The sequence below is a fragment of the Streptomyces sp. UW30 genome (assembly GCF_008042075.1).
In the GTDB taxonomy this organism is placed as follows: Bacteria; Actinomycetota; Actinomycetes; order Streptomycetales; family Streptomycetaceae; genus Streptomyces.
Genome location: NZ_RDBN01000021.1, coordinates 309,518 through 320,954 on the forward strand (window position 1 = coordinate 309,518; position 11,437 = coordinate 320,954).

Genomic DNA, 11,437 nt, shown 5'->3' on the forward strand with positions numbered 1-11,437 from the left:
AATATTGAGAAGGGCTGTCCCTAGTACGAGAGGACCGGGACGGACGAACCTCTGGTGTGCCAGTTGTTCTGCCAAGGGCATGGCTGGTTGGCTACGTTCGGGAGGGATAACCGCTGAAAGCATCTAAGCGGGAAGCCTGCTTCGAGATGAGTATTCCCACCCACTTGATGGGGTAAGGCTCCCAGTAGACGACTGGGTTGATAGGCCGGATCTGGAAGCACGGTAACGTGTGGAGGTGACCGGTACTAATAGGCCGAGGGCTTGTCCATAGAGGCTCGCGTCCACTGTGTTGGTTCTGAGGCAACGACCGACGTCCCCCCTTGTTCGGGGGGTTTCCGGTCACAGTTTCATAGTGTTTCGGTGGTTATAGCGTGAGGGAAACGCCCGGTTACATTCCGAACCCGGAAGCTAAGCCTTACAGCGCCGATGGTACTGCAGGGGGGACCCTGTGGGAGAGTAGGACGCCGCCGAACAATTTTTGAGAAAGGCCCACGCCATATGGCGTGGGCCTTTCTGCGTTTAAGCTCGAATCTATGCGCTATGACCTGGTGATCTTCGACAATGACGGCGTGCTCGTCGACAGCGAGCCCATTTCCAACCGGCTTCTCGCCGCGTACCTCACTGAGCTGGGGCATCCGACCTCGTACGAGGACTCCATTCGGGACTACATGGGCTCGGCCATGCACCGGATTCACGACCTGGTGCTTGAGCGGACGGGGCGGCCGCTGCCCGAGGCCTTCGACGATGTCTTTCATGCGCGTGTGTTCGCCGCGTTCGAGCGGGAGTTGAAGGCCGTGCCCGGTGTGGTGGATGTGCTGGAGAAGCTCGTCGGGGGTGGGGTGCCGTACTGTGTGGCGTCCTCTGGGAGCCATGACCGGATCCGGGTGGGGCATCGGACGACTGGGCTCGATCGGTTCTTCGAGGACGGGCGGGTCTTCAGTTCGGAGGATGTGGGGCGGGGGAAGCCGGCGCCGGATCTGTTCCTCCATGCTGCTGAGCGGATGGGGGTTGCGCCGGCGCGGTGTCTCGTCGTCGAGGACAGTCCGCTGGGGGTGCAGGCGGCCGTCGCCGCAGGGATGGATGTCTATGGGTTCACCGCGATGACGCCAGCCGCGAGGCTCGCTGGGGCCACTCAACTCTTCTCCGACATGGGCGAGTTGGCTGACCTCATGGTGTGATGCGCGGCGGTGGTGCTGTGCTGACATTTGTCATGCCGAGGGCTGGACGATCGTTTCTACCGGTGACCCGGCGTCAGCCGCGAAGCTGAGTGCATGACGACGAACACGGGGACCACCAAGGCAAGCAGCAGCAGGAGTCGGAGCGTGCTCCGGAACTTCGGGCCGCTGATCATCGATGTCGCGGTGCCCATCGGGGCGTACTACCTCCTGAAGAACGGCTTCGGGATGAGCACCCTGATGGCGCTCGGGCTGAGCAGTGTCGTGCCGGCCGTGCGGACGGGGTGGGGCGTGCTGAAGTCGCGCGAGGTCAACGGGCTGGCCGCTCTCATCCTGTTCGTGAACGTCATTTCGCTCCTGCTGAGCTTCGTGGCCGGTGACCCGCGGCTGATGATCGCCAAGGACAGCGCGGTCAGCAGCACGATCGGGATCGGGATCATCGTGTCCGTGGCGCTGGGCAAGCCGATGATGACCGCCGGCATGAAGCCCTGGGTGGTGAAGGGGGACGCGGGCCGGGAGGCCGCCTGGGCGCGGCTGCACGCCGGTTCGGCGCGGTTTCGGCGGGCCGAGCGGGTGTTCTCGCTGGTGTGGGGTGTCGTACTGCTCGCGGAGTGTGTGGTGCGGGTCGTGGGGGCGTACTCCCTGCCGGTGGACACCATGGTCTGGGTCGGCAATGTGATCATGATTGTCGCCATGGGTGTGGGTTTCCTGGTCAGCGGGGCGCTGGGTGCCGGTCCGATGGCCGCGATGGTCATCGCCGAGACCAAGGCGGGGGCGCCGGTGGAGGCCGGTCGGCTCGTCGACGTCGAGTCCCGTCTCGGCTCCGCCAACCTCGGCACGGCCAACCTCGCCCCCGCCAAGTAAAGCTGAGTGAAATTCATCTTTGGCTGGATCTACCCACCGGTACGCCGGGGCCCTACGCTCGCCGCCATGACTCATGTGCTGCGGCGCGGCAGGGCCTCGTTGGCGTTGAGCTTCTTCGCTCAGGGTGTTGCGTTTGCCCTGCTGGTGACCCGGATTCCGGCCATCCAGGACCGGTACGGCGTCTCCGACGCGCTGCTGCCGGCCTTCCTCGCCGCCGTTCCGATCCTCGCCGGCGTCGGCAGTGTCACGACCGAGCGGCTGGTGAAGCGAATACCGCCGAGCCGGGTGCTGCGCTGGTCCCAGCCCGTCGTGCTGCTGGCGCTGCTCGGGGTCGGGGCGGGGGAGCGGATGGTCGAGCTCGGGGTGGCGCTGGCCGCGTTCGGGCTGGCTGTGGGGGCGTTGGACGCCTCGATGAACATGCTCGGGGTGAGCCTGCAGCGGTCGTACGGGCGCAGCATCATGCTCAGCTTCCATGCCGCGTACAGCCTGGGCGGGATCGTGGGGGCCTCGCTGGCGTGGGTGGGGGCGCACTGGGATCTGGCGCTGTTCGTGTCGTATCTGCCGGTCGTTGTGGTGGTGCTGCCGGCTGCTCTGGTGGGGAGTCGGTGGTACGTCGACGGGGGCGTCGGCAAGGAGGCCGTGCCGGAGGGCGCGGACGCGAGCGGGCCCGTCGTCTTCAAGTGGCTGTTGCCGCTGTGTCTGGTGATGACGTTCGCGTACATCGGGGACTCGACCGTCTCCAACTGGAGCGCGAAGTATCTCCAGGACGTGCTGGGCAGTTCGGAGCAGATGGCGACTGTGCCGTACAACGTCTACATGGTGACCACGCTGGTGGGGCGGGCCCTCGGGGACTTCGGGGTGCGGCGGTTCGGGGCCGTGGTGGTCGTGCGGGGCGGGGCTCTGGTGGCGGCGGCCGGGTTCGCGGTGGTGGCGTCGGCGCCTGGAGCCTGGGCGGGGAGGGTTCACGCTGGTCGGGGTGGGGCTGTGTGTGCTGGTGCCGCAGACCTTCGCTGCGGCTGGGCGGTTGTTCCCCGGGGCTTCGGATGCGGCCGTCGCGCGACTCAATGTCTTCAATTACGTGGGGTTTTTGATCGGGTCGCCGTTGGTGGGGGCGCTCGGGGACGCGTGGAGCTATCGCGGGGCCATGCTCGTGCCGATGGTGTTGGTGCTGGTGACGCTCGGGTACGCCCGGTCGTTCGCCGCTCAACCGGACCGATACGGTGACGGGCATGAGCGGCCGCGCACAGTTGATGTGGGATGAGGCAGTAACGGGCTATGACTTCGGGCCGGAGCATCCGATGGATCCGGTCCGGCTCGCCCTGACCCGGAGACTCGTCGACGCCTTCGGGCTCGACCGGGAGGTGGAGGTCGTCGCGGCCAAGCCGGCCGGGGAGTCGACGCTGCGGCTGGTCCACCGGGAGGACTACATCGAGGCCGTGAAGGCGGCTTCCGTCGAGCCGAGGGCGGCGGACCAGTCGTACGGGCTCGGCACCCTGGACGATCCCGCGTTCGCCGGGATGCACGACGTGTCGGCGATGATCGCCGGGCAGTCGGTCGGGGCCGCGGAAGCCGTGTGGCGCGGGGAGGCGCTGCACGCGGTGAACTTCGCGGGCGGGCTGCATCATGCGATGCCGGGCGGCGCGTCCGGGTTCTGCATCTACAACGACGCCTCGCTCGCGATCGCCCGGCTGCTGGAGCTGGGGGCCGAGCGGGTCGCGTACATCGACGTCGACGTGCATCACGGGGATGGCGTCCAGGCGGCGTTCTGGGACGATCCGCGGGTACTGACGATCTCGCTGCACGAGCACCCGCGCACGCTGTTCCCGCAGACCGGATGGCCGGAGGAGACGGGCGCGCCGAGCGCCGAGGGGTCGGCGGTGAACGTGGCGCTGCCGGCGGGCACCGGGGACGCCGGGTGGGTGCGGGCGTTCCATGCCGTGGTGCCGGAGCTGATCGCGGACTTCCGGCCGCAGGTGTTGGTGACACAGCACGGTGCCGACACGCACTTCGAGGACCCGCTCGCGCATCTTGCGGTGTCGCTGGACGCGCAGCGGGCCGTGCAGGTGGCGTGTCACGACCTGGCGCACGCGTACGCCGACGGGAAGTGGGTCGCCCTGGGCGGCGGCGGTTATGCCGTGGTCGAGGTCGTGCCGCGGTCGTGGACCCATCTGGTGGCCATCGCGGCGGGGCGGCCGATCGAGCCCGAGGCGATGATCCCGGAGAGCTGGCGGCAGGAGGTCTTCGCGCGGACGCGGCAGCTGGCGCCGGCGCGGATGACCGACGGACGGTGGCCGGTGTCCTGGGCGGACTGGGAGTCAGGGTACGACCCCGCGGACCGGCTTGATCAGGCCGTACTGGCGGCCCGGCGGGCGGTGTTCCCGCTGCGGGGGCTGCTGCCTTAGCGGCGCCGCGCGCTGCGGGAACAGCGGCCGGGGTCCAGGAGCAGAGGCCCTGCGCGCTGTCGCCGTACATGTCGACGTCGGTCAACTGGCGCTCGCCGCACACGTGTTGTGAGACCAGGAAGCCTGTCGGACGGTCGTGGGCGGGCACCGTGGCCGTTACGCCAACTGTGCGGTGTTTTCCCGTTCCAGCGGCATTTGCCCGCCCTATCCGCCACCATCGCTGACGTGTTGACCACCGGCGCCCTCCGCGCCCATCTCCTCGCCGCGCACCTCGCCGGGCCCGTGGCCACCTCGCGTGAGGAGAGCCTGCGGAGTTACCGGCTCTTCGCCGCCCGTGACCCGCGGGTGCTGCTCGGACTCGATCCCGAAGGGATCTGGGGGCAGCGCGAACTGATCGCGTTAATGGCAGAGAAGTGTGGTGTTTCGGCCGATCCAGACCACACTTCAGGCCAGGATGTGATCGATCCCGAGCTGACTCTGACTGCTCTGGATGCCTTCGCGGACCGCCTGGCGGCAGTCGCCCAGCGCCGGGCACCCGTCCTGCTCGGCACCGGGCACCCCCATCGGCTGCTCGGCTTCTACGCCGCCCTGGCGGACGCGTTGTCGGCGGCGGGATGTGCCGTTCTCACCCCCGCGCATGGTCGCTGTATCGACATAACGACCCGGTTCGGCCTACGCACGTACAACCTTGCCTACGTACGAGGAGTCGCGCTGGTGCGGGAACCCGGCGCCTCGTGCCCCGGTTGTGAGCCCGGCGCACACACGCACTCACCCCTCCCGGTTCGTACCGCGCTGGCGGCCGCGGCGGAGGCCGGCGGGCCCATGCCCGAGCTGGTGATCGGGGATCACGGCTGGGTCTGCGGGGCAGGTCAGCTGGGGTTTGAGGCCATTGGTCCGGCCGATACGAATGACCCCGCGCTCTTTGTGGGGCAGGCCGAGGGGTCCGTGTCCGTCGTCGTTCCACTTGATGACGCTGTGCGGTCTGATTACTACCGGCCGCTTACCCGCTACGTACTCAATCGAGCGTGTCTGTCACAGTAGGTCGCCGATGGCTGCACCTCTTCCCCACTCGCATCACTGGCACCTACATTGGGGAGTGAGCACGCAGCGACGAAGAGTCACCGGAAGGGGAAGCCGGTGGCCGTCGAGTGCGGAAGGTTCAGGTGTGTCATGGCTGCAGCTGGCGAGAGGCCTCTGAACGAGGTTCAGTTCCTTACCGTGGCGGAAGTCGCCTCGGTGATGCGAGTGTCGAAGATGACCGTGTACCGGCTGGTGCACAGCGGTCATCTGCCCGCGATCCGGGTGGGACGGTCGTTCCGCGTCCCGGAGCAAGCGGTTCACGAATATCTCCGCGAGAGCTACGTGGGGGTGGAAACCGCCTGACGGCAAAGGGCGAGAGGGGATCCTCAGGGCTGTTCAGGATTCCCCCTCGTCCCCTCGATTACGACCTCAGCGCTCGGGCGGGTAGGCTAGCCCCTCGTAGGTCGTATGGGCCCATGGCGCCCAACGCCGAGTGATGAGAAGTGAGCGAGGGTAGTCGTGGGCTCTGTTATCAAGAAGCGGCGCAAGCGGATGGCTAAGAAGAAGCACCGCAAGCTGCTCAAGCGCACGCGCGTTCAGCGTCGCAACAAGAAGTAAGCGGCGCCGCGAAAGCAGCGTGATTGTGGCCCCCCACCGCACCGGTGGGGGGCCACACGCGTATCGAGGGCGGTGTGCGAAGGGCCGAACTCTGTGCGTATGCCTGGACCTGCGCCTGACCCATCCGGTCGTACGCAGGGAATTATCGTCACTTCGTGCATTGGGCGGTCATCACAGCGCAACATCAACCCGCTAGGTTGGCCGCACACGGGGAACTCGGCAGGGGTACGAGTGCTGGAAGGAAGGCGCTGATCTTGGGCAAGGTCGTGCTCGTGACCGGAGTGGCCCGTCAACTGGGGGGTCGTTTCGTACGACGGATCCAGCGTGACCCTCAGGTGGACCGGGTGGTCGCCGTGGACGCGGTCCCGCCCGAGCACCATCTGGGCGGTGCGGACTTCATCCAGGCCGACATCCGGCAGCCCACCATCGCGCGGGTGCTGGCGGAGAGCGGCGCCGACACCGTCGTCCACATGGACGTGACCGGCACCGCGCTGGGCAGCGGCAGCCGGACCACGGTCAAGGAGACCAACGTCATCGGGACGATGCAGCTGCTCGGCGCCTGCCAGAAGTCCCCCACCGTGAAGCGGCTCGTGGTCAAGTCCAGTACGAACGTGTATGGGTCGGCGCCCCGCGACCCGGCCGTCTTCACCGAGACGACCCCGCCCAAGTCCCTGCCCAGCGGCGGCTTCGCCAAGGACGCGGTCGAGGTCGAGGGCTATGTGCGCGGGTTCGCGCGGCGGCGGCCGGACGTCGCCGTGTGCGTGCTGCGGTTCGCCAACATCCTCGGCCCCTCCGCGGACACCCCGCTCGCCTCGTACTTCTCGCTGCCGGTGCTGCCGACCGTGTTCGGCTACGACCCGCGGCTGCAGTTCGTCCACGAGGACGACGTGATCGAGGTGCTCCGCATCGCCTCGCACGATCCGGAGCGGGGCACGCTGAACAGCGGCACTTTCAACATCGCCGGCGACGGCGTCCTGCTGCTCTCGCAGTGCTCGCGGCGGCTCGGCCGCCCCACCGTGCCGCTCCTGCTCCCCGCGGTCACCTGGGCGGGCTCCCTGGTGCGTACGCTGGGCATGTCGGACTTCTCACCGGAGCAGATCCGGTTGCTGACCCATGGCCGGGTGGTGTCCACGGACCAGATGCGAGAGACCCTCGGATTCAAGCCGAAGTACACGACGGCGGAGACCTTCGCGGAGTTCGCGCGCAGCCGCGGACCGGGTCTGCTGCCGCCGGAGGCCCTTGCGGGGGCCGTCGACCGGATCGCCACGCTGCCCGTGCTGGGCGGCGGCCACCTCCCGACGCAGAGCGCCAACTGAGGAGCGCATCAACGATGGCGGACGCCAAGGTCATTCCGTTCGACGACGACCGGTCCCGCGGGGGCGCCGTGCAGCGGCCGGCGCGGCGCCGGGGCACGGGGAGCCGGCGCAAGAACGGTGAATCCGCGCTGGTACGCGAGGTCCAGCCCCTCCCCGGACGGTCCTTCGCGCAGGATGATGTTCCTGTGACACCTGAGGAAGAGCCGCCCCCTGTGAAGCCCCAGGACGACGACGGCGGCGGCCTGGAACGGCGCATCGCGAGCGGCCTGGCCTTCCTGCGCCGCCGCCTCACCGGGGACTACGAGGTCGACGACTTCGGATACGACGAGGAGCTCACCGACCAGGTCCTGATGTCCCTGCTGCGCCCGGTGTACGAGAAGTACTTCCGGGTCGAGGTGAAGGGCGTCGAGAACATCCCGTCCGAGGGCGGCGCGCTGATCGTCGCCAACCACTCCGGCACGCTGCCGCTGGACGGCCTGATGATGCAGGTCGCCGTCCACGACCACCACCCGGCCGGCCGCCACCTGCGCCTCCTCGCCGCCGACCTGGTCTTCGTCCTGCCGGTGGTCAACGAACTCGCCCGCAAGCTCGGCCACACCCTGGCCTGCGCCGAGGACGCCGAGCGGCTGCTGGGGAAGGGCGAGTTGGTCGGTGTGATGCCGGAGGGCTTCAAGGGCATCGGCAAGCCGTTCGGCGAGCGCTACAAGCTCCAGCGCTTCGGCCGCGGCGGCTTCGTCTCCACGGCCCTGCGCAAGCGCACCCCGATCATCCCGTGCTCGATCGTCGGAGCCGAGGAGATCTACCCGATGATCGGCAACGCGAAGACGCTGGCCCGTGTGCTGGGCTTCCCGTACTTCCCGTTGACGCCGACCTTCCCGTGGCTGGGCCCGCTCGGCGGGATCCCGCTGCCGACGAAGTGGACGATCCAGTTCGGCGAACCGATCCTCACGGACGGCTATCCGCCGGAGGCTGCCGAGGATCCGATGCTGATGTTCAACCTGACCGACCAGGTCAGGGAGCAGATCCAGCACACGCTGTACAAGCTGCTGGTGCAGCGGCGGTCGGTCTTCTTCTGACGTGCCGGATTCGGCGGCGGGGGTGGTGGCCGGGTGCGGTGAGCCGTCGGACGGAGTCCGGCGCGGCCGTGCGAAGCCCGCGAAGCGGCGCGAGGGCGGAGCGGGAAGTACGGGAAGCCCAGCAGGTGCGCCAGCGAGACGCCGACCTTCCCGTGGCTCGGCCCGCTCGACGCCGTCCCACTTCTGAGTTGTCGGGACGAGTTCTCCGGCCGGAGAAACGTTTGTACGACGACGGGGGCGCCCCTTGTGTGAGGGGCGCCCCCGTCGTCGTACGGCCGATCGGCCTAGTTCGCGTCCTCGCCGTCGATGCCCAGGCCGGGCAGGAGGCCCGGGAGCAGGGGCGGGAGGGTGACGGCGGGCTCGGCCTCCTCGACCCACCGAAGGACACCGGCAGCTCGGGCTCGGTGGTGGGGCTCGGGGTGGATGACGACGAGCCCGAGCTGCCGGTGTCCTTCGGTGGGTCGAGGAGGCCGCCGGTGCTTCCGCCGAGCAGGCCCTCGCCCTCGCTGCCGGAGCTCTCCGCCGAGTTGCTCGGGCGGCTGGAGCGGTGGCCCTCGGAGGAGCCGCTGCCGCCGGCGCTGGGCCGGGCCGACCGGTCGGAACCGGACGTACCGCTGGACGCCGAGCCGGAGCCGCCGTGGCGCTTGCCCTCGCCGCTCTGAGCCGGTTGCTCCGGAAGCAGGGACTGAAGCGGGGCGACCTCTTGGTCTATGGCGTCGAAGACCGACGACACCTCGTCACCGACGTCCCCGAGCTGGAGAGGGAGCCGCTCGCGGAGGCTGCCCCAGGCCGCGCGGTGCGAGCGGGAGAAGGTGGAGAGGGCCTGGATGGGGCCCAGGGAGCCCGGGTCGCGCTCGTACGCCTCGCGCAGCAGACGGTGCCCCTCCGCGGCGTCGTGCCGCATGCCGTACAGGGCGCGGCGGATCTCCGCCATCGACTCGTGGTCGAGCTGTCCGCCACGGTCGCGCTCCATCAGCCGCCGCGCCTCGCTCAGCCGGGTGGAGGCCTGGTCGAGATAGCTGCGCCCGCGCTCGTCGTCGCCGTCGGCCAGGATGTTGAGCTTGAAGTCCTCGATGCCGCGCTTGAGGCCGTAGAGGGAGTCGCCGGGCAGGGCGTCGGAACTCGCCGCGGCCACTCCGCCGAAGGCTCCCGCGGCGACACCGACGCTGAGTCCGCCCGCGGTGAGGCCCTTGGCGAGCCGTGAACGCGGCCGCAGTTTCCCCAGCGGGGACGCCCGGTGAGCCCCTCGTGCCCGATCGGAACGCTGCCCCGGCAGGGCGGGCGCCGATTCGACGCCCGTGGTGCCCTCCCGGAGCATGGCCTCCATCGCGGCCACGAGCTGGGCCCGCTGGACCACCTTGACCTCGGGGTCGAGCTCGGGCTTCGGCAAATCGCCGAGGCCGGCGGTGAGGGCCAAAAGGCGCCCCTGCTCGGTGTGTTCCGAAGCAGCCGGTGCCGGTGCCGATGCATCGGGCTGCTCGGCCGCCGAATCCCGGTCGGGCAGCTCGTCCAGGGCCTGGGCGAAGGCGTTCGCCCGCCGGTGTGCCGATACGTTCGCGATCACTGGCGGCACCTCCTCTCGTGATGACGGTCGACTCCCCAGGGGGTCCTGAGGGTTGCACGCCCTGACCACTTGCACACGATCGAGTGATCGAAGTCGGCCAGGGAGTGACCACAGGGAGCCTGCATCCCGCACAACGAGTGGCGCGGCACTTGGGTTACGGACTGCGGATGAACGGACCGCGAAGTCAACGGACTTTCACCGACGGTGAGTTGGAGGTTGCTCAGAGTGTTGGGTCGGTACCGGCGACGCGTTCAGCGCGCGTCGTCCGGCAGCAGTCGGGCCAGGGTGCGGACGGCCCGGTACTGGAGGGTCTTGATGGCGCCCTCGTTCTTGCCCATGACGCGGGCCGTCTCGGCGACGGAGAGGCCCTGGAGGAAGCGGAGGGTGACGCACTCCTGCTGCTGGGGGTTGAGTCGCCGTACGGCGTCGAGGAGTGCGGCGTTGGAGAGGGACTCCAGGACGGAGTCCTCGGGGGAGCGCTCGACCTCGTTGGCGTCGAGCATCTCGCCGGTGGTCACTTCCAGCCGGAAGCGGCTGGACTTGAAGTGGTCGGCGACGAGGTTGCGGGCGATGGTGACGAGCCAGGCACCGAAGTCCCGGCCCTGCCAGGTGAAGGTGCCGATGCGGCGCAGGGCGCGCAGAAAGGTCTCGCTTGTGAGGTCTTCGGCGGTGGCCTTCCCACCGACGCGGTAGTAGATGTAGCGGTAGACGGTGTCGCTGTACTGGTCGTAGAGCCGGCCGAAGGCGTCGGCCTCACCGGCCTGTGCGCGTTCGACGAGATCCATCATTCGAGCGCTGTCGCTGTCCGCGGCGGGTCGGCGGGCGGTTGCCGCGCCGGCCGTGCGTCCGCGTCTGCCGACGGCGGCGCCGCCGTCGGCGAGCGCGTAGCACGGGCCTACGGGCACGGTGGTTACGGCGAGGGCGGGGACGGCGTACGCGGTGGGGACGAAGCCGCGCAACAGGTCTTTGACCGTTGCGCGCAGCGTAGCCAGGCCCGAGGCGTCAACCCCGACGTGTGGGTACACGGGACTCCCAGAGGCAGAGCTTCCATCACGTGCAGTGCGGGACCGTTCACCCGTCGTAGCGACGGAGGGGTACCGGTTTGCGTCTGAGGAGAATAACGCTTCGTGCAGGCACTGCTACGCCCAGTTGCTCAAATCACCGATTGCGTCTCTTCTGTAACCGATTGACGCCCGATCAAGTGCCGGAGAGTGACCGTTTGTTGATCGAATGCTTCCGTGTTCCGGCTTACTCCGGGGCGTGTTGTGGCCGTGTGCAGCCAAGGGGACTGGACAGGGAGTTGCGGGGGTATGGGGTGCGGATTGGCTTGGTGGCCCGGGCGTGCCTCAGTATCCGAACCTTTTCTCGCCCCCGCCGCCCCTACCCGTCCCGTCCCCGGGGG

The 11,437-nt window shown here is 68.7% G+C and carries 9 protein-coding genes, 1 rRNA gene, 2 pseudogenes and 1 other annotated feature; of the genes and pseudogenes, 10 read left to right on the forward strand and 2 right to left on the reverse strand.

From position 1 onward, the window contains the following. Nucleotides 1-257, forward strand: a sequence feature (23S ribosomal RNA rRNA prediction is too short). Between the two features lie 99 nt (nt 258-356). The 10 genes and pseudogenes from rrf (at nt 357) to EAO75_RS11760 (ending at nt 8,471) form a co-directional block, all read left to right on the forward strand. Continuing rightward, a 5S ribosomal RNA gene (gene rrf, locus EAO75_RS11715) occupies nt 357-473 on the forward strand. 60 nt (nt 474-533) lie between these two features. After that, the gene (locus EAO75_RS11720) at nt 534-1,178 is read left to right on the forward strand and encodes an HAD family hydrolase (RefSeq protein ID WP_147994980.1); all 645 of its coding nucleotides are present in this window, start codon (nt 534-536) and stop codon (nt 1,176-1,178) included. A gap of 93 nt (nt 1,179-1,271) precedes the next feature. After that, a complete protein-coding gene (locus EAO75_RS11725; protein WP_147994981.1) occupies nt 1,272-2,039 on the forward strand; it encodes a VC0807 family protein in 768 nt (255 codons plus the stop codon). Between the two features lie 66 nt (nt 2,040-2,105). After that, nucleotides 2,106-3,300, forward strand: a pseudogene (locus EAO75_RS11730) (MFS transporter). Beyond that, entirely contained in the window at nt 3,269-4,441 is a 1,173-nt protein-coding gene (locus EAO75_RS11735) for an acetoin utilization protein AcuC (protein WP_147994982.1), read from the forward strand. The pseudogene EAO75_RS11730 and the gene EAO75_RS11735 overlap by 32 nt, the downstream one beginning before the upstream one ends. Nucleotides 4,442-4,666: 225 nt before the next feature. After that, complete coding sequence (locus EAO75_RS11740) at nt 4,667-5,482, forward strand: phosphatase (protein ID WP_147994983.1); 816 nt, start codon at nt 4,667-4,669, stop codon at nt 5,480-5,482. Nucleotides 5,483-5,611: 129 nt separating this feature from the next. Beyond that, nucleotides 5,612-5,824 (forward strand): helix-turn-helix domain-containing protein, encoded by a 213-nt coding sequence (locus tag EAO75_RS11745; protein ID WP_004984898.1) that lies wholly within the window; start codon nt 5,612-5,614, stop codon nt 5,822-5,824. Nucleotides 5,825-5,980: 156 nt separating this feature from the next. Further along, the gene (locus EAO75_RS11750) at nt 5,981-6,079 is read left to right on the forward strand and encodes a 30S ribosomal protein bS22 (protein ID WP_003948845.1); all 99 of its coding nucleotides are present in this window, start codon (nt 5,981-5,983) and stop codon (nt 6,077-6,079) included. A gap of 254 nt (nt 6,080-6,333) precedes the next feature. After that, nucleotides 6,334-7,395 carry an NAD-dependent epimerase/dehydratase family protein gene (locus EAO75_RS11755; RefSeq protein ID WP_147994984.1) on the forward strand — a complete coding sequence of 354 codons (1,062 nt, stop codon included), beginning with the start codon at nt 6,334-6,336 and terminating at the stop codon, nt 7,393-7,395. Nucleotides 7,396-7,409: 14 nt separating this feature from the next. Next, nucleotides 7,410-8,471 carry a lysophospholipid acyltransferase family protein gene (locus EAO75_RS11760; protein WP_147994985.1) on the forward strand — a complete coding sequence of 354 codons (1,062 nt, stop codon included), beginning with the start codon at nt 7,410-7,412 and terminating at the stop codon, nt 8,469-8,471. Nucleotides 8,472-8,755: 284 nt separating this feature from the next. On the opposite strand, the pseudogene EAO75_RS46535 reads toward EAO75_RS11760, so the two are convergent. Both EAO75_RS46535 and EAO75_RS11770 read right to left on the reverse strand, forming a co-directional pair. Then, nucleotides 8,756-10,035: pseudogene (locus EAO75_RS46535) on the reverse strand (DUF5667 domain-containing protein). A 251-nt stretch (nt 10,036-10,286) separates the two neighbouring features. Next, nucleotides 10,287-11,060 carry an ECF subfamily RNA polymerase sigma factor, BldN family gene (locus tag EAO75_RS11770; protein ID WP_147994986.1) on the reverse strand — a complete coding sequence of 258 codons (774 nt, stop codon included), beginning with the start codon at nt 11,058-11,060 and terminating at the stop codon, nt 10,287-10,289. Nucleotides 11,061-11,437: the final 377 nt, after the last annotated feature.